The organism is Bacillus sp. FSL M7-1020, assembly GCF_038050415.1.
Classification (GTDB): domain Bacteria; phylum Bacillota; class Bacilli; order Bacillales; family Bacillaceae_G; genus Bacillus_A; species Bacillus_A toyonensis.
The window spans coordinates 1108164-1133886 of the sequence record NZ_JBBOTW010000001.1; the positions used below are offsets into that span (position 1 = coordinate 1108164).

The 25723-nt window shown below is 34.7% G+C and carries 28 protein-coding genes, 2 pseudogenes and 1 riboswitch; of the genes and pseudogenes, 25 read left to right on the forward strand and 5 right to left on the reverse strand.

Annotation, left to right across the window (positions count from 1 at the left end; translation table 11 throughout):
• The first annotated feature begins 107 nt into the window (after positions 1 to 107).
• The 7 genes and pseudogenes from phnX (at position 108) to cbpA (ending at position 6311) form a co-directional block, all read left to right on the forward strand.
• Complete coding sequence (gene phnX, locus MHB70_RS05710) at positions 108 to 902, forward strand: phosphonoacetaldehyde hydrolase (RefSeq protein ID WP_000687390.1); 795 nt, start codon at positions 108 to 110, stop codon at positions 900 to 902.
• A gap of 15 nt (positions 903 to 917) precedes the next feature.
• Entirely contained in the window at positions 918 to 2012 is a 1095-nt protein-coding gene (phnW, locus tag MHB70_RS05715; protein WP_001014011.1) for a 2-aminoethylphosphonate--pyruvate transaminase, read from the forward strand.
• A complete protein-coding gene (locus tag MHB70_RS05720; protein WP_000862167.1) occupies positions 2009 to 3193 on the forward strand; it encodes a saccharopine dehydrogenase family protein in 1185 nt (394 codons plus the stop codon). The genes phnW and MHB70_RS05720 overlap by 4 nt, the downstream gene beginning before the upstream one ends.
• A gap of 40 nt (positions 3194 to 3233) precedes the next feature.
• Positions 3234 to 4016, forward strand: a complete 783-nt coding sequence (locus tag MHB70_RS05725; protein ID WP_000117656.1) for a DeoR/GlpR family DNA-binding transcription regulator — start codon at positions 3234 to 3236, stop codon at positions 4014 to 4016.
• 357 nt (positions 4017 to 4373) lie between these two features.
• A pseudogene (locus tag MHB70_RS05730) lies at positions 4374 to 4700 on the forward strand (NEAT domain-containing leucine-rich repeat protein); the annotation flags it as partial.
• 231 nt (positions 4701 to 4931) lie between these two features.
• The gene (locus MHB70_RS05735; protein ID WP_000895994.1) at positions 4932 to 5561 is read left to right on the forward strand and encodes a class II aldolase/adducin family protein; all 630 of its coding nucleotides are present in this window, start codon (positions 4932 to 4934) and stop codon (positions 5559 to 5561) included.
• Between the two features lie 126 nt (positions 5562 to 5687).
• Positions 5688 to 6311 carry a cyclic di-AMP binding protein CbpA gene (gene cbpA, locus MHB70_RS05740; protein WP_001264228.1) on the forward strand — a complete coding sequence of 208 codons (624 nt, stop codon included), beginning with the start codon at positions 5688 to 5690 and terminating at the stop codon, positions 6309 to 6311.
• Between the two features lie 163 nt (positions 6312 to 6474).
• Here cbpA and MHB70_RS05745 read toward each other — a convergent pair whose 3' ends face one another.
• Positions 6475 to 7245: a divergent polysaccharide deacetylase family protein gene (locus tag MHB70_RS05745; RefSeq protein WP_001234113.1), complete on the reverse strand. Its 771-nt coding sequence runs from the start codon at positions 7243 to 7245 to the stop codon at positions 6475 to 6477.
• Positions 7246 to 7738: 493 nt separating this feature from the next.
• Between MHB70_RS05745 and MHB70_RS05750 the strand changes: the two genes are divergently transcribed.
• Positions 7739 to 8020, forward strand: a complete 282-nt coding sequence (locus tag MHB70_RS05750) for an aspartyl-phosphate phosphatase Spo0E family protein (RefSeq protein ID WP_000495542.1) — start codon at positions 7739 to 7741, stop codon at positions 8018 to 8020.
• Between the two features lie 29 nt (positions 8021 to 8049).
• On the opposite strand, the gene MHB70_RS05755 is transcribed toward MHB70_RS05750, so the two are convergent.
• On the reverse strand, positions 8050 to 9546 hold the full coding sequence (locus MHB70_RS05755; protein WP_000865077.1) for a DUF3149 domain-containing protein: 1497 nt from the start codon (positions 9544 to 9546) through the stop codon (positions 8050 to 8052).
• Positions 9547 to 9741: 195 nt separating this feature from the next.
• Here MHB70_RS05755 and MHB70_RS05760 point away from each other — a divergent pair, with 195 nt between their 5' ends.
• The 4 genes from MHB70_RS05760 (at position 9742) to MHB70_RS05775 (ending at position 12932) form a co-directional block, all read left to right on the forward strand.
• A complete protein-coding gene (locus MHB70_RS05760) occupies positions 9742 to 10188 on the forward strand; it encodes a MarR family winged helix-turn-helix transcriptional regulator (RefSeq protein ID WP_000203343.1) in 447 nt (148 codons plus the stop codon).
• Positions 10189 to 10347: 159 nt separating this feature from the next.
• A complete protein-coding gene (locus tag MHB70_RS05765; protein ID WP_000008590.1) occupies positions 10348 to 12042 on the forward strand; it encodes a M3 family oligoendopeptidase in 1695 nt (564 codons plus the stop codon).
• 139 nt (positions 12043 to 12181) lie between these two features.
• Positions 12182 to 12715, forward strand: a complete 534-nt coding sequence (locus tag MHB70_RS05770) for a DinB family protein (RefSeq protein WP_061530713.1) — start codon at positions 12182 to 12184, stop codon at positions 12713 to 12715.
• A 100-nt stretch (positions 12716 to 12815) separates the two neighbouring features.
• Positions 12816 to 12932, forward strand: coding sequence for a DUF6254 family protein (locus tag MHB70_RS05775; protein WP_000038354.1), 117 nt, complete (start codon positions 12816 to 12818; stop codon positions 12930 to 12932).
• A gap of 11 nt (positions 12933 to 12943) precedes the next feature.
• Here MHB70_RS05775 and kinB read toward each other — a convergent pair whose 3' ends face one another.
• The gene (gene kinB, locus MHB70_RS05780; RefSeq protein WP_002038243.1) at positions 12944 to 14152 is read right to left on the reverse strand and encodes a sporulation sensor histidine kinase KinB; all 1209 of its coding nucleotides are present in this window, start codon (positions 14150 to 14152) and stop codon (positions 12944 to 12946) included.
• 207 nt (positions 14153 to 14359) lie between these two features.
• Positions 14360 to 14403: riboswitch (PreQ1 riboswitch) on the forward strand.
• 93 nt (positions 14404 to 14496) lie between these two features.
• Here kinB and queC point away from each other — a divergent pair.
• From queC to queF, 4 genes are read left to right on the forward strand one after another with little or no spacing between them, the layout of a single operon-like run.
• A complete protein-coding gene (gene queC / locus MHB70_RS05785; protein WP_000711602.1) occupies positions 14497 to 15159 on the forward strand; it encodes a 7-cyano-7-deazaguanine synthase QueC in 663 nt (220 codons plus the stop codon).
• The gene (queD, locus tag MHB70_RS05790) at positions 15159 to 15650 is read left to right on the forward strand and encodes a 6-carboxytetrahydropterin synthase QueD (RefSeq protein WP_000368413.1); all 492 of its coding nucleotides are present in this window, start codon (positions 15159 to 15161) and stop codon (positions 15648 to 15650) included. Before queC ends, queD begins: the two co-directional genes overlap by 1 nt.
• The gene (queE, locus tag MHB70_RS05795) at positions 15643 to 16359 is read left to right on the forward strand and encodes a 7-carboxy-7-deazaguanine synthase QueE (RefSeq protein WP_000036310.1); all 717 of its coding nucleotides are present in this window, start codon (positions 15643 to 15645) and stop codon (positions 16357 to 16359) included. The genes queD and queE overlap by 8 nt, the downstream gene beginning before the upstream one ends.
• Positions 16360 to 16377: 18 nt before the next feature.
• Positions 16378 to 16875 (forward strand): preQ(1) synthase, encoded by a 498-nt coding sequence (gene queF / locus MHB70_RS05800; RefSeq protein ID WP_000918895.1) that lies wholly within the window; start codon positions 16378 to 16380, stop codon positions 16873 to 16875.
• Positions 16876 to 16923: 48 nt separating this feature from the next.
• On the opposite strand, the gene MHB70_RS05805 is transcribed toward queF, so the two are convergent.
• Entirely contained in the window at positions 16924 to 17109 is a 186-nt protein-coding gene (locus MHB70_RS05805) for a YkvS family protein (protein WP_001165081.1), read from the reverse strand.
• A 240-nt stretch (positions 17110 to 17349) separates the two neighbouring features.
• Between MHB70_RS05805 and MHB70_RS05810 the strand changes: the two genes are divergently transcribed.
• Both MHB70_RS05810 and MHB70_RS05815 read left to right on the forward strand, forming a co-directional pair.
• Positions 17350 to 17496, forward strand: coding sequence for a hypothetical protein (locus tag MHB70_RS05810; RefSeq protein ID WP_000461689.1), 147 nt, complete (start codon positions 17350 to 17352; stop codon positions 17494 to 17496).
• A 91-nt stretch (positions 17497 to 17587) separates the two neighbouring features.
• Positions 17588 to 18190: a histidine phosphatase family protein gene (locus MHB70_RS05815; RefSeq protein WP_061530712.1), complete on the forward strand. Its 603-nt coding sequence runs from the start codon at positions 17588 to 17590 to the stop codon at positions 18188 to 18190.
• Positions 18191 to 18226: 36 nt separating this feature from the next.
• On the opposite strand, the gene MHB70_RS05820 is transcribed toward MHB70_RS05815, so the two are convergent.
• The gene (locus tag MHB70_RS05820; protein WP_000619577.1) at positions 18227 to 18805 is read right to left on the reverse strand and encodes a GNAT family N-acetyltransferase; all 579 of its coding nucleotides are present in this window, start codon (positions 18803 to 18805) and stop codon (positions 18227 to 18229) included.
• 245 nt (positions 18806 to 19050) lie between these two features.
• Here MHB70_RS05820 and MHB70_RS05825 point away from each other — a divergent pair, with 245 nt between their 5' ends.
• The 7 genes and pseudogenes from MHB70_RS05825 to MHB70_RS05855 all read left to right on the forward strand — a co-directional run bounded on the left by MHB70_RS05825 (position 19051) and on the right by MHB70_RS05855 (position 25702).
• Entirely contained in the window at positions 19051 to 19245 is a 195-nt protein-coding gene (locus MHB70_RS05825) for a hypothetical protein (protein ID WP_000344285.1), read from the forward strand.
• A gap of 25 nt (positions 19246 to 19270) precedes the next feature.
• Complete coding sequence (locus MHB70_RS05830; protein WP_000502192.1) at positions 19271 to 19588, forward strand: hypothetical protein; 318 nt, start codon at positions 19271 to 19273, stop codon at positions 19586 to 19588.
• 476 nt (positions 19589 to 20064) lie between these two features.
• On the forward strand, positions 20065 to 20424 hold the full coding sequence (gene nrdI, locus MHB70_RS05835) for a class Ib ribonucleoside-diphosphate reductase assembly flavoprotein NrdI (protein ID WP_000959449.1): 360 nt from the start codon (positions 20065 to 20067) through the stop codon (positions 20422 to 20424).
• A pseudogene (locus tag MHB70_RS05840) lies at positions 20411 to 21538 on the forward strand (ribonucleotide reductase N-terminal alpha domain-containing protein); the annotation flags it as partial. The gene nrdI and the pseudogene MHB70_RS05840, both read left to right, overlap by 14 nt.
• Positions 21539 to 21920: 382 nt before the next feature.
• Positions 21921 to 22871: a ribonucleotide reductase gene (locus MHB70_RS05845; RefSeq protein WP_073990709.1), complete on the forward strand. Its 951-nt coding sequence runs from the start codon at positions 21921 to 21923 to the stop codon at positions 22869 to 22871.
• A gap of 94 nt (positions 22872 to 22965) precedes the next feature.
• A complete protein-coding gene (nrdF, locus tag MHB70_RS05850) occupies positions 22966 to 23934 on the forward strand; it encodes a class 1b ribonucleoside-diphosphate reductase subunit beta (RefSeq protein ID WP_001203010.1) in 969 nt (322 codons plus the stop codon).
• A gap of 418 nt (positions 23935 to 24352) precedes the next feature.
• Positions 24353 to 25702 carry an APC family permease gene (locus MHB70_RS05855; protein ID WP_000521249.1) on the forward strand — a complete coding sequence of 450 codons (1350 nt, stop codon included), beginning with the start codon at positions 24353 to 24355 and terminating at the stop codon, positions 25700 to 25702.
• Positions 25703 to 25723: the final 21 nt, after the last annotated feature.

The following is a 25723-nucleotide window of genomic DNA, read 5'->3' on the forward strand; positions in this document are numbered from 1 at the left end:
GAACCAATCGGACTTTTAAGGCAGCATGATTCCCGCCTAACTTCTTTACGAGGGGGAGTCTTACTGCCTGGCGAACAGCGAGATAAATAAGAAGGGTGATGGATAGAATGAAAATAGAAGCAGTTATTTTTGATTGGGCAGGTACGACAGTTGATTACGGTTGTTTTGCACCACTGGAAGTATTCATGAAAATTTTTCATAAACGTGGTGTTGAAGTTACAGCAGAAGAAGCACGTAAGCCAATGGGATTATTAAAAATAGATCATGTAAGAGCACTAACAGAAATGCCTCGTATTGCGAATGAGTGGAAGCGTGTTTTCGGACAATTACCAACAGAAGCAGACATTCATGAGATGTATAAAGAATTTGAAGAAATTCTCTTTGCTATTCTGCCAAACTATGCCACGCCAATTGATGGGATAAGAGAAGTGATGGCTTCATTACGTAAAAGAGGCATTAAAATTGGCTCAACAACTGGCTATACGAGAGAAATGATGGATATTGTTGCAAAAGAAGCAAAATTACAAGGGTATAAACCTGATTTTCTTGTGACGCCAGATGATGTTCCAGCAGGTCGTCCGTACCCGTGGATGTGTTATAAAAATGCGATGGAACTTGGTGTGTATCCGATGAATCATATGATAAAAGTGGGAGACACGGTGTCAGATATGAACGAGGGCAGAAATGCTGGGATGTGGACTGTTGGCGTAATTCTCGGTAGTAGCGAGCTCGGCTTAAGCGAGTGGGAAGTTGAAACTATGGATCCGGTAGAACTTCATGAAAAGATGGAAGTAGTTCGTAATCGTTTCGTTGAAAACGGAGCTCATTTTACGATTGAAACGATGCAAGAACTCGAGAACGTAATTGAACATATCGAGAAACAAGAACTTATTATTTCATAAAAGGGGCAAAGGATCATGAATGGAAATCACTACTTATTATTAACGCCAGGACCATTGACGACAACAAAAACGGTAAAAGAAGTTATGCTATACGATTGGTGTACATGGGATGTTGAATATAACACAATGGTGCAAGATGTAAGAGCTAAACTTGTATCGTTAGCAACGAAAGAAGAAGAGAAATATACAACGGTTTTAATGCAAGGAAGCGGTACGTTTTCAGTTGAAGCAGTGATTGGTTCTGTCGTTCCTAAAAATGGAAAGCTTCTTGTTTGTGCAAATGGTGCATACGGTAAGAGGATTGTGCAAATGGCAGAGATGTTACATATAAATGTGGTCGTGAGTCAAACAGAAGAGTGGGAACCTACTAATATTGCAGAAGTAGAAAAGTTATTGCAAGAAGATAAAGAGATTACTCATATTGCAGTAGTTCATTGTGAAACAACTACAGGTATTATTAATCCAATTGTAGATGTATGTAAATTAGGAAAGCGATACGAGAAGGTTACAATTGTTGATGCAATGAGTAGTTTCGGCGGGATTGAAATAGACATTGCTGATTTGCAAATTGATTTTTTAATTAGTAGTGCGAATAAATGTATTCAAGGTGTTCCTGGATTTGGTTTTGTTATCGCAAATCGTGAGGAATTACTAAAGTGTAAAGGGCAAGCACGCTCTTTATCTCTTGATTTATATGATCAATGGGAAACGATGGAAGAGCAAGATGGGAAATGGCGTTTTACTTCACCTACGCATGTTGTACACGCTTTTTATCAAGCCTTGCTTGAACTAGAAAAAGAGGGCGGAGTAAGAGCACGTTGCAATCGATATTATAACAATCAAAAATTATTGGTCAACAGAATGAAAGAAATTGGATTTAAGTCATTAGTAGATGAAAAATATCAATCTCCTATTATTACATCGTTTATTTACCCAGAGGGATTTGAATTTCAGGAGTTATATAACGAGTTAAAGAAGTATGGATTTGTAATTTATCCAGGGAAAATTTCGAAAGTAGATACGTTCCGTATTGGAAATATCGGTGATGTACATGAGGAAGATATAAATCGTTTAGTTGATAGTATCGCCAAAGGAGTTGTTATAGGTTGAAAGTATTTTGCTTAGGTGGAGCAGGTAAAATTTGTCGTGAAGCGATTTTGGATTTAGTTCAATTTTCATCTTTTGAGACGATTACAGTAGCCGATTTTAACGAAGAAGAAGGTCGTAAAGTAGTAGAATGGCTCAACGATCCTCGTGTTGATTTTGTGAAAGTCGATGTGACAAATCATGAGGATACAGTTGCAAAAATGAAAGGCTATGACATTGTAATGGATGGTACGACGATAAAGTTAAATGGATTGTCTACTCGTTGTATTGCGGAAGCTGGGTGTCACGGTGTGAATTTGAATGGATTTGGTGAAGAAAATGAATCACATGCTATATTTGTTCAAAATGAAAAAACATGTTTACCCGGATTTGGTATGACACCAGGTGTAACGCAAATGATGGCCATGCATGCAGCAAATCAGCTAGATACTGTAGAGTATGTTCGTGTAAGTCACGGTTCGTATCGTCCAATTGCTTTTTCTGCATCAATTACAGAAACAACGACATATGAATATGATCCAAATTTACCATCGCGTACAGTATATGAAGATGGTAAGTTTAAGCAAGTACCTCCTTTTGCGCGACCAAGAGAAATTGAATTGCCAGCGCCTTATGGTAAAACAATGCAGTATATCATTCCGCATTCTGAAACGATTACGTTAGCAAAGGCACTAGAAAATAAAGGTGTCAAACTGATAGAGACGAGAGGAACTTGGCCAAAGAAAAATATGCAGCTCGTACGTGCTTTATATGATTACGGCATATTGCGTAATGATCAAATTGAAATAAACGGGAAAGAAATTGGCATTATGGATTGTATTTCGCAGTATTTATTACAATCGAAAGAAGGTCAAGAGACGGAAGTATACGGTTATGCACTTCATGTAGAAGTAGTAGGTATGAAAAATAATGAGAAACAGAGACATGTATTATATCATACACATCCGTTATCTGATGGATCTATTGTAGGATGGGAAAATTTAAGAGCTTATACGAGAAACGTCGGTATTCCATTTGGAATTGCTACCGAGTTAATTGCAAATGGGAATGTAAATAAAATGGGTGTTGTTACGCCTGAAGAAGCTTTCGAAAATCCACAACTTGTTTTTGATGAACTAGAAAAGCGCGGCATTTATATTCATGAAGAGGTTTCTACTTACAAAGAAAATTATAATTTTGTATAAGCAAGGAACTTTATGAGGTAGATACAAATGGGGTGAAGCTATGTCTGTAGTAGGAGAAGAAAGAAAGCGGACTATTCTTGAAAAAGTAGAGTTTAAAGGAAAAGTAAAGGTTTCAGAATTAGCGAGAGAATTCGCTGTATCAACAGAAACAATTCGTCGATATTTAGAAGAGTTAGATCGTGAAAAAAAGTTGAAGAAAGTGTATGGTGGAGCTGTTCAACTTCCAGGTGCCGGGATAGAGGCGCCGATGTTAGAAAGAGAAATGCTACATATAGAAGAGAAGAAAAGAATTGGTTATAAAGCAGCAACATTTGTAGAAGATGGTGATGTCATTGCAATTGATGACGGAAGTACACCACTTCAGATGGTTCCATATCTTGTTCATCGAAAAAATTTAACGATTGTTACGAGTTCTTTTCCAGTAGCGACACAATTAATCTCTTCTATTAATAAAAAGATGTTTCACGGTGAAGTTTTATTTATTGGTGGAAAAGTATCACCAAAGCATTCGCGTGTATCAGGATCTATTTCTCAGCAAGTGATTCATCAATTTCATTTTCATAAAGCGTTTGTTTCGATTGATGGGTTATTACCTAGTTTTGGCGTTTCCAGTTTTGAATTAGAAAAAGCAAAACTGTCGGAAGCGATGATGAAATTAGCTGAGAAAACATATATTTTATGCGACCATACAAAAGTAGGTGTAAAAGGGAATTATAGAATAGCAGGATTTTCTCGTATTCAACATGTTATTTGTGATAAGAAAATGCCATATAGTTTTGAAGAAGAAGTTAAGAAGCATAATATTCAATGGACAGTGTGTTAAATAAAGTGAAAGCAGTAATGAAATAAAAGGTTTGCATTCATGCAAAAAGTGGACACATTTTCTCATTTCCTTCATATAATTTACCAATATAAAAAAAGTTGGCTGAAGGAAAGAAGGGGGAATATGTCAGAACGCATATATAATAAACTTGTATTGTATGCAAATATTTTACAAAAAATTGGTTTTATTAATGAGAAAGAAAAAAGTGAAATTCTTCATACGATAGGTAAAAAATCCCTTTGAATAAAGGGATTTTTATTGTGTATCGCTAGAAACATATTTTACATGTAATATTGCAGTTATCAATATAAGGGAATTTTATTTTGAAAAAATTATATTAAGGCGCTAGTAGTAGCAACATTAGGCGACAAAGAAACAGAGAAAGCAGATGATAACTCTAATTCATGCTATACGGAAACAAAGAATCAAGTGGATAGCCAAAATATGATAACAGATAAATAATTAAGAGAATTTGTTAATAAAAAAGTATGTAATAGAAAAGATTTAAATACACCAATTACGAAAGAAGAGTTATTGCAAGTAAAGGACTTGTTTTTAAATACGAATGAGATTATTGATTATCGTGCATTGAAATATATGCCGCATTTTAAATTTTTAACAGTTGCGAATGCGAAGATAAAAGATCCGTCATTCTTTACGAACTTAAAGCAAATGAGAAAAATACGTTATTCTTTCATTAGAAGAATAACGTATTTTTTATTGTAAAATGAAGTAGGACATGGACGGCGGGATTGGTATGTGAGTAGCCTATTTTTACGAGGAGCGTTGAAATCATATTGACAAAAAAGCATTCTCATGTGATAATTCAATTAAATTTTTAGAATAATCAAAAAATATTCCTTTTACATAGAAAGGATTCGAACATTATATAAATATTACGACGGGGGTGACGAAATGTTATTTTTTCTGAAGAAATGGAATGAATTAAAAGATGTGAAATCTGAATTGGCACTTCGTGATTGGTTTTATGGTACAAAAATTAGTTTATCGTTATGTACGTCAAAAGAGCCATTAACATTTTTAGTGAATGTCGAGGGAAGAGATAAAGGATTGTTTTCAGAAGAGGATTTTATTGTTGTCAATTGCATGTGTGAGCCAGTGTTTGAAAACGAGGAAAAACCAGCGGCAGAGTCATTTATGCATGCGGATATTTATAAAAAAAGCAGTGCGGAATGTATTTTACAAGTACAGACTGTAGATAGCCATTTAATATCAGAGTTATACGGAGAAGAAAGAGAAGTAACATTCGATAAACGTAGCGTGGAACGTGTTTTTGGAAAAGAAGGTATAACAGAAATGACAATTCCAATTGTAGAAGATGAAAAGAAATTTGCTGATTTGTTAGAAAGTAATGTTCCGAATTTTATTGAAGGTGGAGGAGTAGTTCTCGTTCATAATTACGGCATGATTGTGTGGGGGAAAACGCCAGAAGAAGCGAAAAAATGGCTAGAGGGTATAGAATATTTAATGAACTATCATGTAAAGTTGTTAATGATAAAAGGTGCGAAGAGCTCTGTTATATAAAAATGTTTGCGATGTTGTTACAATTCCATAAATAAATGAAAGCGTTTTAAAAATAATTTTACTCATAAAATATAGGTCTCCTTATTATATATAGATTACATGTTGACATGTAAGGAGGAACATATTTTGCGAGTTAAATATCATTTTCTGCCAAAACAGCAGGTGACTTATTGCAAGATAAATGATACTGGTGAAAAAGCATTACAAATTATGAATGAAACGGGATTTCGAGCAATCCCTGTATTAGCAGAAGATGAGAAGCTATTCATGGGGATTATTTATAAAGTAGATTTATTAGAAAAGAAGTGTAATAGCGGATTAAAGCATGTAAGTACAGGAGATATGTTAGAAAATTCCTCTGCATTTATTTTTGAAAAGGATTCTTTCTTCAGAGCTTTTTATGTGATTCGTCGTCTCCCATTTTTAGCGGTGCTAAATGATTATAATGAATTTGTTGGTATCTTAACACATTCCAATGTATTTGATGTTATTGAAGACTCATTCGGTATGCGGACGGGTGGTTATATATTAACAATTGCAACACAAGATTGTAAGGGAACGATTAAAGAGCTTGGGACATTGTTAAAAGCATATAATATCGGTGGGTTGTTTACGCTAGATAACGGTGATCAATATATTCGCCGTATTATCGTAAATATATCAGATGAGTTAGATGAAAAAAGATTAAAGAAATTAATCGAAAAAATAGAAAAAAAAGGATTCAGAGTGAGTCATGTAGATTATATTTAAGTGAAAAGGAAAGGTACCAATCTGCTATATGTAGAGTGGTACCTTTTTTTCGTGTAAGTGATGAATTGTCTCCCACTATTTTTGTGAGCACCGCCGCCCGTAAACGCCCGATTGGTGAGGGCTAATAATTAGTGGTGAATGCCCCACTAATTAAAGTTTCACTTTATTTTGAAACAGCAGGTGGAGATAATGCTAAATCAGACAAAAAAATAAAGTCTGCATGCTCGCGAATTTTGGGAATAGAGGTTTCTATAACACGTGATGTAATTTCACCTGGAGGCCCAACGTGTCCGATAGCTACCATAATTGGTTTTTCTTGAATTTTTTTGATAAGTAATTGAGCTTGTTTTGAAATATGTCCTGCTGTATAAACATCATCAAAAAATAGTTGGTTTTCAATAATAGGCACCCCTAATTCTTTTCCGATTTGTGGGACGACACTATTAGGGTTTGTTTTGCTATCTAAATAAAATAAACCGTGTTTTTTACAAGCTGTAAGTATAAGACGTACAATTCTTTCGTCAGCTGTTACTTTTGATCCCATATGATTGTTCATTCCAATTGCATGCGGTACTTCTTTAATCGCTTGTTCGAGTCGGTTGTTTATTTCTTCATCGCTTAAATCAGTTGTAAGTGCTTTTGGTCCAAGCCATTCTTTTTTACCTTTAATAGGTTCCATTGGCATATGTATAATAACTTCATGGCCTTTTTTATGGGCTGCTATTGCATCTTCTTTTGTAGAAGGAAGGAAAGGCATAACAGCAACAGTCAGTGGAATGGGAAGTGATAACATTTTATCAGTTCCCTTCATATTATTTCCGAAGTCATCAATGACAATAGCTACTTTATTTGTATGGGCATTGGCTTGAATCGGAAACAAGAAGGATGGTAAGAACATAGTAAAAATGAGCAATGCAATCGTATATTTGCGCATATAAATATTTCCTCTCTATTTTATCCCGCTATTTGCGGGCAGTAAGATTCCCACCTCAAAATTCGGCTGGAGCAAAGAAGTTAGGGGGAAGATCCACTGCTCGTAAACGCCCGATTGGTGAGTGCTAATAATCAGTGGGGGATGAACAAAACCCCCCCACTGATTAAAGTTTCACTTTATCAATCATCATTATGTTTTGCTTTTTTATATAAATTAAACAAAAAATGTCGAAGAAAAGTATATGGTAAATAGAGAAACCGCTATTTAATTGGTATTTGTAAAAAAAGAAGATGAAAAAAATGTCTATTATTGCGAATGTATTTACAAAGATAGAATAATTTGTAATAATTCTCAAAGTGAGGGTAAAGATTTGTAAATTACAGGGAGAAAATGTTTAATTTTCTGATTCTTCAAATTTGAATATGATTAAGCAGGTAAAAGGTCAATAGTGAAGTGAAGTTGAGAGCATGGAAGAATAATAAGGGGGATATGGATGTTTACTGTAAAAAGGAAGTACACATTAGAAAAGCTTTCACGTGATATTCATATGAAGCGTGAAGAAATGATTCAACTAGGATTAACAAGCGGGTTAACTAGTAGGGAAACAATTCAAGTTAGTCAAGAATTGGACAAGCTTATTTTACAATACCAGCGCTATAAAGAAAAACAAACACCAAAATGGTTTTCCATTATAAAGGTACCTATTTTCCAAATCGGATATGAAGGAAAATCGAATAATTTTTGGCGAATGCTTGTGGCGGGTTTTATGAAATAAGTATAATTACCCTTTTGTGATAAGGATAATTATACTTTATGTAACGGTATTTCGATATGAACTGTCGTTCCTTTGTTTTCTTTACTGTCAATAAAAATATGCCCATCGTACATCTCTACAATTCGTTTACATATGACAAGTCCAAGACCTGTTCCAGTATCTTTATTAGTAAAGAACGGATGAAAGAGGTGTTTTTGAATATGTTTTGGAATACCTTTTCCAGTATCAATAATTTGCAATTGTGCGTGTGTTTCATTGTCTGTTACGACAATGGTTAGTGTGTCACTAGAAGTCATGGCTTCAATTGCATTTTTTGTAATGTTTAAAACCACTTGTTTCATATGGTCTTTTGAGCAACGGATATGAACAGGATGGTCTGGCAAATGTAGATGGAATACAATGTTATGTAGATTCGCCTCAGATTGAATAATCAATGCTACCTCATTTAGAATAGTTCTCACATCATATGTTTGTTCAATGATAGCAGTTGGCTTTCCAAGAATAAGAAATTCACTTACAATTTCATTAATTCTCTCTATTTCTTGTTCGATGATGGAAAAGTAAAACTGATCCTGTTCATCTTTATATTTTTCTTTTAATAGCGCAACGAGTCCTTTAATTCCCGTAAGAGGATTGCGGATTTCGTGGGCTGTACTCGCTGCAAAAGTTCCAACCAATTCAATTTTTTGCAGTTCATTTTGTTGTCTTTCCAGCTTTGTTTGCCGTTTTAATAACATATATTGAGCGAGTAAAAATAAGATAGACATTAAAAATAAAGTAGCTATACATTCTATTGCAACCCATTGGTATAAAGTTTGCTTGTGGATAGGTAATGGAGAAACAGAGACCTTCCAATTTAACCTTTGGAGTGGGGTAGTGAGCATATTAGAATGCGCATCGCTTGTTTCATTATTGTCATCAGTTAGAAAAACTACATCATGTTTATCAGTTACTTCGAAATGGTATTGTGGTTTAATAGCATTTAAAGAAGATGAAATGTAGTCAAAGCGTAAACTTGCTAACAATAAGCCTGAGAGTTCCTTCTGTTTGTTAAATATTGGGGAAGCGATTATAATAGCTTGATGTCCAAGGACGCGATCTGTAATGACGGATGATACAGTTGTTTTCTTAGTTTGTAATGCGTCTTGAATATACTTGCGGTCTGAGACGTCTACAGGTCTTGATTCGCTTTCTGATGCGATGGTAATGATTCCTTCTGGTGTAACGTAATATAGACCAGAAAAGCGCGCATCGTTTCCATCTGTATCATGCACAATTTGTTTAATCCCATTTATGTTACCAGTCTCGGTACCTACGACTTTTGCAAGCATTTCTAAGGCAGAAATTGCTTCACCAAGGTGATGATCTAAATAGTCTCTATATAAAAAGAGAACCGTATGAGCAGATGTTTTGTTTTCCTGCTTCATTTTATACGTATGATAGGAATAAAATGTAGCACCAATCACTATCGTTGGTAGGATAACAAGCAATATATATAAAACTATGCTTTGGAATTTGACTTTCAAATGTGGTACTCCTTCTTTTTTTATTATCATTATATATAAACTATGTTAAAATTGTCATGTTTTTATTCAAGAATGATTCGTAATATATTAGGGGAGAAGAAATGGATGAGTGAATGCTCATTCGGAACTCACATGAAGTATTAAGCTGTATTTTCTTTTTATTGCTGAGAATTTAAGTGAAGGGTTGAAAGTTGTATGACATCAAATAATGAACGAGAAGATATTTCTCAATCTTTAAAAGTATTTATTGCATTATCTCGTGTACACCGTTCTGTTATGGATACTACAAATAAATCTATACAAAGTAACGGGTTAAATCCAACTGAATTTGCTGTATTAGAACTGCTATATCATAAAGGTGGTCAACCACTTCAGCAAATTGGTGAGCGCATTTTAATAGCTAGTGGCAGCATTACATATGTTGTAGATAAGCTGGAAAAAAAGGGATTAGTAAAGAGAATCCCATGTCCGAATGACAGACGTGTTATTTATGCGCAATTAACGGAGTCTGGGGAGAGTTTTATTGCTTCTATTTTTCCGGGGCATGAGCAAGTTATACATCAGTCTTTTGAAATGTTAACGAAGGATGAAAAGGATGAATTACTTGATTTGTTGAAAAAAATTGGAAAGTATGAAAAGTGATACTATGTTCCAAAGGAGCTTTGGATAAAAAATCCAAGGCTTTTTTGCATATAAGTAAGTAAGATGGCAGCTGCCGAATTTTGTTGAAAACTAAGAGGGGATTTGGGAAGAAGTATTGAATTATAGTAAAGGTATACATAATGGAGAGGAGGCTCGTTCATGTCATTTAAAGACTATGAATATAAACGGCCAAATATTGAAGAATTAAAAGAGAAATTTACTGTTGCTTTAGAGAAATTTGATAACACAAAAACTGTAGAAGAACAAAAACAAGTTATCAATTCAATTAATGAAATTCGCAATGATTTTGGTACAATGGGGAATCTTTGTTACATTCGTCATTCTGTTGATACGACAGATGCTTTTTATAAGGAGGAGCAAGATTTCTTTGATGAATACTCTCCAGTTGTACAAGGATATGGAACAAAATATTATAAGGCGTTAATTAGTTCTCCATTTCGTGAAGAATTAGAAGCCTATTACGGAAAGCAATTATTCGCTCTAGCAGAATGTGATTTAAAAACATATTCAGATGAAATCGTGAAAGATTTACAATTAGAGAATAAATTGTCTTCACAATATACACAGTTGTTAGCATCTGCAAAAATTGACTTTGCGGGAGAAGAAAGAACATTATCGCAACTGATTCCATTTATGCAAGGAAAAGAAAGAAGTGAACGTAAATCAGCAAGTGAAGCATACTACGGATTTTTAGCTGGAAATGAGGAAGAACTAGATCGTATTTATGATGAGCTTGTTAAAGTAAGAACGAAAATTGCGAAATCTTTAGGTTTCAAAAACTTTGTTGAACTAGGATATGCAAGAATGTATCGTACAGATTACAATGCGGAGATGGTTGCGAATTATCGTCAGCAAGTACTTGATTATATCGTTCCAGTTACAACGGAATTAAGAAAGAGACAAAAAGCACGTATCGGTGTAGAAAAGCTAGCATATTACGATGAAAACTTTGAATTTGCTACAGGTAATCCAACTCCAAAAGGAGATGCAGATTGGATTATTAATCATGGGAAAACGATGTATAAAGAGTTATCAGCTGAAACAGATGAATTTTTCAATTTCATGTTAGATAATGATTTATTAGACTTAGTTGCGAAAAAAGGAAAAGCTGGTGGCGGATATTGTACATATATCGAAAATTATAAAGCGCCATTTATTTTCTCAAACTTCAATGGAACATCTGGTGACATTGATGTATTAACACATGAAGCTGGTCATGCTTTCCAAGTATATGAAAGTCGTAAATTTGAAATTCCAGAATATAATTGGCCAACATATGAAGCGTGTGAGATTCATTCTATGAGTATGGAATTCTTTACATGGCCATGGATGAAACTATTCTTTGAAGAAGATGCAGATAAATATTATTTCTCACACTTAAGTTCAGCACTTCTGTTTTTACCATATGGTGTATCTGTCGACGAATACCAACATTATGTATATGAAAATCCAGAAGCATCACCAGCAGAGCGTAAGACAGCATGGCGTAACATAGAGAAGAAATATTTACCGCATCGTGATTATGAAGATAATGATTATTTAGAGCGCGGTGGCTTCTGGCAACGTCAGGGGCATATTTATAGCTCGCCGTTCTACTATATTGACTACACGTTAGCTCAAATTTGTGCACTGCAATTTTGGAAGCGCGCAAGAGATAATAGACAAGAGGCATGGGAAGATTATGTGAACCTTTGCCAACAAGGTGGAAGTAAATCATTCTTAGAATTAGTAGAAGTGGCAAATTTAACATCACCATTTGCTGAAGGTTGTGTGAAAAGTGTCATTACAGAAATTGAAGCATGGTTACATGCGATTGACGACACAAAATTGTAAAAAACATGCGCTTTTTTTCACATGTTTAACATCGACATAATGGGAAAATGATGAGATAATAAAAGAAAATTCAGAATACTAAAGAGGTGTTTCTAATAAGGAGCACCTCTTTTCACCAACAAAAAGGGGGGAAAGAAGTATGCTTCAATCTAATATGGATGTGAGTTTAGAAAGTTTGGTGAACTTATTGCAGTCTACCCGAAGCACGCTATTATCAGAAATTGAAATGTTAAATGATACAGAAGTGAATGTAAAGCCACGCCGTGATAAATGGAGTATTATTCAAATTTTACATCACTTACATTTAGTTGAACAATCTGTCACATCTGCCCTTGTATATGCTCTACACAAAAATGAAAGAAATGCGACTCCATTTAAAGACCTCCAACTTACGCTTGATCGCACACATAAAAGAGAAGCTCCTCAGCAAATGCAACCAACAGAAACTTTAATGAAAAAACAGCAAGGAATTCAATTGCTAGAACATTCACGACAAGAACTATTACATGCGCTTCATAGTATCATAGATGAAAAAGAATTAGTTGAAAATGGATTAAAGCATCCTGTTTTTAATGATTTGAATTTGTATCAGTGGGTTCAATTTCTTGATTTACATGAACAAAGACATCTTACACAGTTAAAAGAGGCGAAATACGCAATTTTGCAGCGATAAAGTGGAAGAAGTGGGAAACCACTTCTTTTTTGATACATGCATAGTTTTCTTTCTTACTTTGGAATACTACATGGAGAAAGAAAAGAAGGAGTTGAAAAGTATGTCCAAGAAAAAGAGAGAAGAAGAGCGTGCTTGGAAAGCACGTAAAGAGAATCAAAAACCACATGGAAAAGTGAAAGCTTTTGCTGAATTAGTTGAAGGAACAGAAAAAACGTGATGATTATTTCATCACGTTTTTTGTATGAGTGGAAAGGTTAATAAGAAGGTTGTACCGATTCCTTTTTCACTTATAATATCAATTTTTCCATTCATAGCTTGAACAACACTGAATACAACCATCATTCCAAGACCAGTCCCTTTTTCTTTCGTTGAATAGAAAGGAGAACCGAGGCGCTTCACCTGTTCTTGATCCATGCCAACTCCTGTATCTTTTATATATAGCTGGATATGCTTATGATCAGGAACTAATGTGAAATAAAGATCGCCACCTTTTGGCATAGCTTCAATGCAGTTTTTTAAAATATTTAATAAGCATTGGTTTAGTTTTTGCTTCTCTCCAGCGATAAAGAAAGAAGTACTTTGCTTTATGTAATGAGTACGGACATTTGTTAAATTGGCAAGTGGTGTAATTAAAGATAGTGCATGCAGTAATTCTTCCTCGAGTTGTAGTGTTTGTTCTTTTTCAATACTCGGTTTTGCAAAGGTTAAATAGTCTGTGAGAACATGATTTGCTTGCTCAATACCATTAATGGCAATATCGATATATAATTTCCGTTCTTGCTCGGTACATGTATCAGACTGCAATAGTTGTAAAAATCCTTTCGTTGAAGTTAAAGGATTGCGAATTTCGTGCGAGATGGAAGCTGCCATTTCACCGATTAAATGAAATTTCTCAGCGTTCATAAGCTCATTTTGGAGACGAACCTGAGTTTGTAATATGTGTAGTAAATATAAAATAAGGATCGTACCAAGCATCGTACATAACTCATACACAATAATATGGGGTATATAATCTACCTTATTTGTAACTTCTGAAAGGAAGAAGGGTATCCAGCTAAATCCATATGTGAGACTGTAAATAATAGCAAGTGCTATTTTTATACGATTAGAAGTTCGATTGAAAAATTTGTACGTTAATAGTAGAACAATAAATAGAACAATAGAAGCGATAAGGGATGGGAAAACACCTATTCCTCCTAATAAGAAGCGATATATGTTTAATACAGCTAAAATAGAACCACCAGCAATAGGCCCTCCTGTCAATGTACCGACAATTAATACGATATGACGCATATCAAATTGAAAACCATTATTTGTTTTTGCTGCAAAAGTGATACATAGTATTGTAGCGAGGCAACACAGTACAATAAATATAGCTGAATTTAATTTAGGAGACCGTTTCCCTTTTTGATTCCAAAATAAGTGATAAATAAGCATTGTAACGAGAATGGATAAAATATTTAAAAAGAGGTAAATAATAAAGTGTTTCAGTGGGATGCCTCCTCTCTCCGAATAGTAAATTAATCATACTATAAAATGAAAGAAATGGAATATAAAATAGCGGAAAAATCAGAAATTTTTTCTGGTAGTATACAATATGTTACAATATGTTTTGTCAATGAAAGAAGAAATTCCATGCACCGCATGGGAGAGGTTCGCGAACTCCCTCTATAAAAAACTATGGAAACAACAATATCCTTAGGTATTGTTTTGTTTTTTTATTGTGACAGTTCAAGAACGTTCTTTCTTCTTATTCGTAGTAGAGAAGGAGAATGAGTGAAATGAAAAAAGAAAAAGCAGTTGTTGTTTTTAGTGGTGGACAAGATAGTACAACATGTTTATTTTGGGCAATAGAGCAGTTTGCAGAAGTAGAAGCTGTAACATTTAATTACAATCAACGTCATAAATTAGAAATTGATTGTGCAGTGGAAATTGCGAAAGAGCTAGGAATTAAACATACGGTACTAGATATGAGTCTATTAAATCAACTTGCTCCAAATGCGTTAACGAGAACGGATATGGAGATTACACATGAAGAAGGTGAATTGCCATCGACATTTGTAGATGGACGAAATTTACTATTCTTATCATTTGCTGCTGTATTAGCAAAACAAGTTGAGGCACGTCATATTGTAACGGGTGTATGTGAAACTGATTTTAGTGGTTATCCAGATTGCCGTGACGTGTTTGTGAAATCGTTAAACGTTACATTAAATTTATCTATGGATTATCCATTTGTCATTCATACACCACTTATGTGGATTGATAAAGCAGACACGTGGAAATTATCTGATGAACTTGGCGCATTCGAGTTTGTTAGAGAAAAAACATTAACATGTTATAACGGAATCATTGGTGATGGTTGCGGTGAATGTCCAGCATGTCAACTTCGTAAAGCAGGATTAGATACGTACTTACAAGAACGCGAAGGAGCGAACAACTAATGGATAATTTCTTTGGATTTCGCATCGTAGAAAATTTGCAAAAAATGGACAAGGATATTCAACGTAAACAACTCAAATATCATAATAAAAGAGTAATGGTCAGCAAGGAATTTACATTTGATGCAGCGCACCATTTACACTGTTATGAAGGAAAATGTAAAAACTTACATGGTCACACATATAAAGTTGTATTTGGGATTAGTGGATATGTAAATGAAATAGGCCTTGCAATTGACTTTGGAGATATAAAAGAAATTTGGAAAAACGAAATTGAAATATATTTAGATCATCGTTATTTAAACGAAACATTACCAGCGATGAATACGACTGCTGAGAATATGGTCGTTTGGATTTATGAAAAGATGGCAGAAGCATTAACGAAAGATAATCGTGTGAACGAATATAAAGGAGCTCGTGTTGAATTTGTTCGTCTATTTGAGACGCCAACTAGTTATGCGGAAGTAAGACGGGAGTGGATGCTCGATGAGTAAAATTCCTGTCTTAGAAATATTCGGTCCGACTATTCAAGGAGAAGGCATGGTTGTCGGGCAAAAGACTATGTTTATTCGAACTGCTGGCTGTGACTATAGCTGTTCTTGGTGTGATTCTGCTTTTACATGGGATGGATCGGCAAAAGATCAAATTAGACAAATGCCAGCGGAAGACATTTGGAATGAGCTTGTTGAAATTGGAGGAGAAAATTTCTCTCATGTTACGATTTCGGGTGGGAATCCTGTTTTATTGAAAAATATTGAGTCGCTTCTTTCTATATTAAAAGAGAATGGGATGCGAACGGCGATAGAAACACAAGGGAGTAAATGGCAAGATTGGTTACTTCAAATTGATGAGATAACCATTTCGCCAAAACCACCAAGTTCGGGAATGAAAACAGATTATCAAAAGTTAGATGCTGTAATTCAGAAACTAGCAGGAAAAGATATTAGTTTAAAAGTAGTAGTATTCGATGATCGCGACTTTGAATATGCAGTTAAGATGCACGAACGTTATCCATCTGTACCATTTTTCTTACAAGTAGGGAACGATGATACGAAAACAGTGGATGATGCAATGCTTATTAAAAAATTATTAGATAAGTATGAGTGGCTTATTGAAAAAGCTGTTAATTGTAAAAAAATGAATGATGCGAAAGTATTGCCGCAGCTTCATGCGTTAGTATGGGGAAATAAACGAGGCGTATAAAGAGAAGGGATGTTTAAAATGGCAGGAAGATTAGATGAAGATTTAAAAGATGTAACATTATTAGGAAATCAAAATACAAAATATTTATTTGAATATAGCCCAGAAATTTTAGAGGTATTTGATAATAACCATCCAAACCGTGATTACTTTGTAAAATTCAATTGTCCTGAATTTACAAGCTTATGCCCGAAAACAGGACAACCAGACTTTGCAACAATTTATATTAGCTACATTCCTGAACAAAGAATGGTAGAGAGTAAATCTTTAAAGTTATATTTATTTAGCTTCCGCAATCACGGTGACTTCCACGAAGATTGTATGAATGTAATTATGAATGATTTAATTAAATTAATGGATCCGCGTTACATTGAAGTATGGGGCAAATTCACACCACGTGGTGGTATTTCAATTGATCCATATTGCAACTACGGTCGACCAGGAACGAAGTATGAACAAATGGCAGATTACCGTATGATGAACCACGATCTATATCCGGAAACGATTGATAATCGTTAATAGAAAGAAAAGTCCTGTATACTATACAGGACTTTTCTTTCTATTATATTATGCATTTTGATTAATGACAGTATAGTTTTTATGACTTACAACTGTAAGAGGTTCCATATCTAGTTCTCTAAAATTCTCCATAATTGTTATATCAACAATAACAGAGTTTTGATTTACCTTTTGAACACGGCCTTGCATTCCACCTTTAAATTCGATGATATCTCCAGTTTCTGCGATCTGCATAAGCAACTCTCCTTGTTACAGTTTTTCCAAAAAAGAATAATTTGGGATTTTTTATTTTCCTTTATTTTGAACTATGTTTCCTGTTTTGTAAATGTTTTCAAAGGAAAAAGTCGAAAAATATTCATATTTTATAAGATAATATCCATATTTCATATGATGCTGGAGAAAAAGTGTTTATATCTTTATAATGAAAATGGATGTTGGTCTGTTTAATAAGGGGGAAATAGGAGCGGTAAAATAATGTTTGAAATTATGGGGAGCTTTATAGCTTTGTTCTTATATTTATTTTCTTATACACAGTTGAAGAAAATTCGTCAACATGAAACGAATACATATTTTGATGGAATAGATGCTTCAGTTACTCATAGTAGTGGCGGAGATATGTAACAATATGTAACTTTTATTTTCAGCATGTTATGATGAATGTAAGAAATAGTACATAATATAGTTCGTAAGTGATGAATGGAGAGTGAAAAGAATGTGGATATCTTTTATTCGTCATGGTCGCTTGAATAGTATTATAGAACCGATGACAATTACTTCATTTCATGAATGGCTGAAGAGATATGATGTAGATAGTATGAGTAGGGAATGTAACATACCGATTGAAACAATTGAGGCAGTAGAATCGGCAAATTTAATTGTATCGAGTGATCAAAGACGTGCTGTACAGTCAGCAGCGGAATTAATGAATTCTTTGTCCTTTGTGCAAAATTCTCTTTTTAGGGAAGTAGAAGTACCGTCGAGTTTTTTTGCACCAGAATGGTTTAAATGTAAGCCGGGGACTTGGTTTTTTATTGGACGTGCTTTATGGATGGTTGGGTATCATAAAGATGTTGAGTCGTATAAGGAAGCAAGGGGAAGGGCAAAAGAAGCTGCTAACATGTTACATCACTATGCAATGGTGCACGGGAAAATCGCGATAGTAGGACATAGCTATTTTAATACGATGATTGGTGCGGAACTGAGGGCGATGGGATGGTCTGGACCTCCTATTTTTCATCGGAAGCCGTGGGGATATACAAAGTATACGTTCCATGAGGCGATGAATGGAAGTGTATTAAATACAAAATTAACTTAAAAGCACACGATTTTATATAAAATCGTGTGCTTTTTTTTAAGATATAGAAACTAATGTACGTAATGGTTTTATTAGATGAGCATAAGGTTCGCCAACGAGCATTACGGTTTTATCTTTGTTGTAACCTAGTTTTTCATACAGTGAAAAAGCACGCTTGTTTTCTAAATTAACAAGTAAGGCGATTTTTTCATAACCTGTTTCAGCTGCATGAAGTTCAGCTGCATCGATTAACTTAGAGCCAATGCCACGTCCGCCGTACATATTTGAAACTGACAACGTGTCAATATAATACTCATCAAGTTCAGCTTCTTTTTCTAACGTAATGGATTCATCTTCATGTAGTTCTCTTAAGTGGCGTATGATTGGTGCATCAAGTTGTTGAGCGTCACTACCGTGATAAGCGACAATAACCCCAACTACCTTTCCATCTTGTTCCGCCACTAAACAGTTTTCATAGCTCAATCGATTATTTTCTTTTACGAACCATTTTTCAAGTCCTAGTAATACATTTGCTTCAACTGTGCTACCAGTGATTTTTTCAGCAATTTCATGCAGAGCATTATACAATAAAGGAGATATTGCCTTTGCATCTGTCTTTGTTGCTTTCCGAATCATAGTATCCCTCCTAGTTCTATTTGTATATTGTAACATAGTGGTATGGAACTTTGTATGATTGAATGCCAAAATGTTTGATATAGAGAAGTAGCTATGTTAGTATATGATATTTAGTGGACATATAATAAAGCAATACTGCTTGTAAAATAATGAAAGTGAAATGAAGGCATAGCAACAGGAAAAATTTACAGTTGTTGACCTATAAAAGATACGATAAAATAAAATATTGCATAGAGGTGAAATACATGGATGAACAATTAGCAAATACAATTTTGGATCAGCTGAAAAATGGTGAGATAAAGGAGTATGTTGCAACGAAAGATGTATTTTATACGTTTAGGAAAGTTGTAGTAAGTCGAGAAGATTTTAAACATATTATTGGGAATGCACAACGCGGCGGACAGGTAATTTATACATATTCAAAAACGCCACGTTCATAAATAGAAGATAAAGGGGAGGAGAATTATGGGCGATTTTAAACAAGGCATTTTACCGCATTGGGATTATATGTGGAAAGATAGAGCCGGAAATAGATGTATGGGAATGGTTATGTATCCAGAGAAACGAAAATGTTCAACAAAAATGCTTCAGAAAATAAAAAGGGCGTATGAGCAAGCGGCAGAAATTAAAGTAACTGTACAAGTTCAACAGACATATGAGTACATAGAAGGAATGATCGTATACTTTGATGAAGAAGCTCCTGTATGTACAATGCTTGATAAAGATGAGAATCCGCATCACATATTTGTAAAAGATATTTTGCGTATTGAGCACTCTGAATAAACTTTTCATAAATAAATTGAAACGCCATAATAATAATCTTTTTCTATAATAGTTATCTTTTAGTATGTAACGAGCAACGAAAGTATATGTATAATATTTAATAAAGTAAAATTGATAAATGTAATCGTTTGTTAGAACAGATTATCGTTTCATGTCTGTTCTTTTTTGCGTGATGCTGGAGAAATATATTCCTCCAGCATTTGCCGTTTTATGACAAAATATATTGTTAACTTTTTTTAAAATGAGGTTAAATTCGTTGACAACTTTTTTGAAAAGCACTTTATTGACATGAGTTTTAGAATGTTGTTTCATAGTCATTGTATTGAAAAAAATCGGCGGTCTTGTCGAAAAGTAAAAGTTAAAAAAAGAAAGAATTTATACATATATCTTGTGTCTTATTTTGAAACGTAATACAATATATAGAGAAATCAAGAAATGACATACAAAGAGTATAGATTGGAGAGGGAGGGTCGGAAATGTTAGTTGCATATGATTCTATGACAGGAAACGTGAAGCGTTTCATTCACAAATTAAATATGCCGGCCGTTCAAATTGGTGAAGATCTAGTAATAGATGAAGACTTTATTCTTATTACGTATACAACAGGTTTTGGCAATGTACCAGAACGTGTTTTAGAATTTTTAGAGCGCAATAATGACAAATTAAAAGGCGTATCTGCAAGCGGCAATCGTAACTGGGGAGACATGTTCGGTGCAAGTGCTGACAAAATTTCTGCTAAATATGAAGTGCCTATTGTATCAAAATTTGAGTTATCAGGAACAAATAACGATGTAGAATATTTTAAGGAAAGGGTGCGGGAGATTGCGACACATTGAACTGAATAATGAAATCACGCAAATGCAGGACGGTTTTTATCAGCTTCATAAAGATAAAGAGGCATTAGAAGTCTTTATGGAAGAAGCTAGAGAGAATACCGTTCCTTTTAATAGCGTGGCAGAGCGAATGGAGTATATGAAAGAACATGATTACTATTACAATGTTCTGGACGAGTATAGCTTGGAGGAAGTAGAAGGAGTATATAACATCGCTTATGGTGAAAACTTCGAATTCCAATCTTATATGGCAGCATCTAAGTTCTACAAGGATTATGCGTTAAAAACGAATGATCAAAAACAATACTTAGAAAGCTATGAAGATCGTGTAGCAATTGTGTCATTATACTTAGGACGCGGTGATGTTGCGAAGGCAAAACAATTCGCAAGCATGATTGTAAAACAAAACTACCAACCAGCGACACCAACCTTTTTAAATGCGGGAAGAAGCAGAAGAGGAGAAATGGTGTCTTGTTTCTTGTTAGAGATGGACGATAGCTTAAATTCAATCGGCTTTAACATTAATACTGCAATGCAATTATCAAAAATTGGCGGGGGAGTAGCTTTAAACTTATCTAAGCTACGTGCGCGTGGTGAGCAAATTAAAGGGATTGATAACGCTGCAAGTGGTGTAGTACCTGTTATGAAATTGCTTGAAGATTCGTTTTCATATGCGAATCAACTTGGCCAACGAAAAGGTGCTGGTGCAGTATACTTAAACATCTTCCATTGGGATATTATCGAATTCCTTGATACAAAGAAAATAAATGCCGACGAGAAGAGCCGTATTCAGTCTCTATCAATCGGAATTATCGTTCCAAGTAAGTTCTTTGAGCTTGCTGAGAAAAACGAACCTTTCCATGTTTTCGCGCCTTATACGGTGTTTAAAGAATATGGCAAGCATTTAGATGATATTGATATTGATGAAATGTACGATGAATTAATGAGCAATCCGAAAGTGAAGAAGAAGCCGCTAGATATTAGTGCACGTGATATGCTTATTAAAATCGCAATGATTCAGCTTGAGTCTGGTTACCCATACTTAATGTTTAAATCAAATGCAAATAACCAGCATCCACTGAAGGATATTGGAACTGTGAAGATGTCGAACTTGTGTTAAATATGTAGCACCTTCTAGTAGAAATGCTAGTCGAAAACTCCGTTAAACGGGGAAAGCCTCAAGTTTGAGGTAACCTACCGTGCTAAATCTTATCTTAGAATGAGCATAGAAAAGTTCAGAATGTATCTTATTATTTTGTATAGCAGAGTGATCAGACAACATAAAGTAATAAGAGACTTTCTGAAAGATTAAGATAAGTAAAAGCCTAACGACTATCCCTTATGGGAGTAGAGCGCAAGCGATTGGCGTTCGAAAAGCGGAGCACCTAATCAGGTAATGCTGTAGGTGATGATATAGTCTGTCCTGTATGGTGACATACAGCAGTTGCATGAGCAACGGACTGAGGAGTAGCGAACTCGGTTGAACATTCGAGACAGAAATCTTCCAGCTACAAGAAACTTCTGAAATAAATGATTACGGTACAGATGACATTATCCGCCGCGATATTAACTGTAACTTAGGATCACTAAATATCGTAAATGTAATGGAAAATAAAGAAATTCGTGAAGCAGTTCATGCAGGAATGGAAGCTTTAACAGCTGTTTCTGATATGACAATCATTCCGAATGCACCAACTGTGAAAAAAGCAAATGATGAGCTTCATTCAGTTGGACTTGGAGCAATGAACTTACATGGATATTTAGCAAAAAATAAAATCGGTTATGAAAGTGCAGAAGCGAAAGAGTTCGCACGTACATTCTTTATGATGTTAAATTACTACTCTATTGAGAAAAGTATGGAAATCGCTAAAGAAAAAGGCGAAACATTTAAAGACTTCGATAAGTCTGATTATGCGAACGGCACATACTTTGAGAAGTATGAAACGACAGATTACAGCCCAGTAACTGAAAAAGTTCAGCAACTATTTGAAGGAATTCATATTCCAACAAAAGAAGATTGGACAAGTTTAAAAGAGCAAGTGCAGAAGAATGGATTATATAATTCATACCGTCTTGCTATCGCTCCAACACAATCTATCAGTTACGTTCAAAATGCAACTTCAAGCGTAATGCCGATCGTAAGTCAAATCGAATCAAGAACGTATGCGAATGCGACAACGTATTATCCAATGCCGTATTTATCAAAAGATACGTTCTGGTACTATAAATCTTCTTACGATATGAATCAGTTTAAATTAATTGATTTAATTGCAGAAATTCAAGAGCATATTGACCAAGGAATTAGTACAATTCTTTACGTCAATAGTGATATTTCAACACGTGAGTTAGCACGTTACTACATCTATGCACATAAAAAAGGCTTAAAGAGTCTGTATTATACGAGAACACGTAAATTAAGCGTGGAAGAATGCGTAGCTTGTACCGTTTAATATAAAAAAGTGAGACATTATGAGCAGGGTTTTCTGAACCCTGCTCATGCTTAGTTATCAATTTTTCATGTTTATTTAGAGAAGGGGCGATTGAATGCGTGCGGTAAACTGGAACAAAAAGGAAGATGATTTTAGTTTAATGTTTTGGAAGCAAAACATCGCTCAGTTTTGGACAGAAGAAGAAATCGCGGTGTCTTCTGACAAAAATACTTGGGCACAATTATCAAAAGAAGAGCAAATTGCTTATAAGCGTGTATTAGGTGGTTTAACACTTTTAGATACGAAACAAGGTGGCGAAGGGATGCCACTTGTACTTGTTCATCTTGAAAATTTACAAGCAAAAAGTGTATTAGCTTTCATGGGAGCTATGGAAGAAGTACATGCGAAGAGTTACAGTCATATTTTTACAACGTTAGCTACGGAAGAAGAAATTGATGATATTTTTGAATGGGTAGACAATCATCCATTACTTGAGAAAAAGGCTGGTATTATTACTCGTTACTATCGTCGTTTATTAAAGCCTCAAGTAACGAAAAAAGAGTTATACATGGCAATGGTAGCAAGTGTGTTCTTAGAAAGTTACTTATTCTATAGTGGATTCTTCTATCCACTTTACTTAGCAGGTCAAGGTAAATTGACGGCAAGTGGTGAAATTATTAACCTAATCATTCGTGATGAGTCCATTCACGGCGTATTCGTCGGTATTTTAGCACAACAACTTTTCGCAGAGCTTTCTGCAGAAGATCAACAAGAAGTGCAAAAAGAAACGCAAGAGTTATTAATGGAACTATATGAAATTGAAATGGCATACACAGAAGAAATTTACACTTCTATCGGTCTTGTAGATGATGTAAATCGTTTCGTTCGCTACAATGCGAATAAAGGACTTATGAATTTAGGACTTGAGCCGAAGTTTGAAGAAGAAGAAATTAACCCAATCGTTTTAAATGGTCTACGTACAGATACGAAAAACCATGATTTCTTCTCTGTAAAAGGAAATGGTTACGTAAAAGCAACGAACGTTGAAAAGTTATCTGACGATGACTTCGCATTCAATTTTTAATATCGTGTCATAGAAAAAGCTGTCTTTATAGAAAAGACAGCTTTTTTCTATGGATAGTTTACATAATGTTATTATTTCATGGAAATATTCCTATCTCATAAAAACCAAATTTGTAAGGGAGTGAAAATAAAAAACACGAATTAAAGTTTTATTTTTTATATTTAGCAGTATGAGAGATTGAATAACTTATGTCAAAATGAATAAAAAATGAGAAGAAGTGAGGCCTCATTCCACCTATATGTTTTCTTTCGAATTGAATTTTTTAATTACATACATTTTGGCTCGAAAATTGCATGATATTTAAAAACAAAAGGGAACTGTAATAGTTGGTGTGATGTATACAGCTATTTGAAAGCGTTTCCTTTTCGCTGTCGATTTTCAAATGAAAATGAGATAGAGAAAGTAGGGGGAATGATAGGTGGGAAAAGTAGTTGGTTTAAAACGTTCGTTAGGGCTTTGGTCAATTGTTATGCTAGGGGTCGGGTATATGACACCGATGGTTGGATTTGATACGTTTGGAATCGTTTCGGAAAAAACAGGTGGGCATGTTCCAGGAGCTTATTTGATTGCATTAGCAGGGATGTTGTTTACCGCTGCAAGCTACGGCAAAATGGTAAAGGTTTTTCCTACCGCAGGATCAGCTTATACGTATACACAGAAAACAATTAGTACAAGACTTGGGTTTCTTGTTGGATGGTCCGCATTATTGGATTATTTGTTTCTGCCGATGGTGAACGCACTATTAACGAGAATTTATTTGTCAGCATTTTTTCCAAGTGTTCCTAATTGGATATGGGTCATTGGTTTTATTCTACTGATTACACTTATAAATGTTATTAGCGTAAATGTTACTGCTAACTTCAATACGTTTTTAGTAATATTTCAAGTGTTAGTAATGGCCGTGTTTGTTTTTCTAGTTATAAAAGGTTTATTAGCGGGAGAGGGAACAGGAGAAGTTTTTTCCATTCAGCCGTTTTTTCAATCAGATATACAAATATCACCGTTAGTTGCAGGTGCAACAATTCTTTGTTTTTCATTTTTAGGTTTTGATGCAGTAACTACATTTTCGGAAGAGACACCAAACGCGAGGAAGACAATACCTCGGGCTATTTTTCTTACTGCTTTAATCGGTGGAGTTTTATTCATTACAACTACGTATTTTACACAATCTTTCTTTCCAGATACATCTGTATTTAAAGATAAAGAATCAGCGTCTCCAGAAATTGCGCTATATGTTGGTGGAAAACTATTTCAAGCTTTCTTTTTAGTAGGAACGCTTATGGGGACACTCGCGTCTGGTTTAGCTTCTCATACAAGTGTGTCTAGATTATTGTACGTAATGGGTCGAGATAATGTCATTCCGAAAAAAATATTCGGATACATTCATCCTCGTTGGCGAACGCCAGTATATAACATTATTATTGTAGGAGTTATTTCACTCTCTGCGATATTCATTGATTTAGAAACGGCAGCATCACTTATTAATTTTGGAGCGCTTATTGCATTTACATTTGTTAATTTATCTGTAATTTCCTACTATGTAATTAAGAAAAAAAGATATAAAACGATAAAAGACTGTTTAAATTTTTTAGTGATGCCTATTTTAGGTGCTGGTACTGTAGCAGTACTATGGTTTAATCTCAATGTTCATTCACTTATTCTCGGTATTTGCTGGGCTGCTATTGGAATGGGATATCTTTTATATATTACAAATATGTTCCGCTTAGCTCCTCCGCAAATGCATTTTGAAGAAGTGCAGGAAATGTAAAAAGCAAAAGACATCGGATAA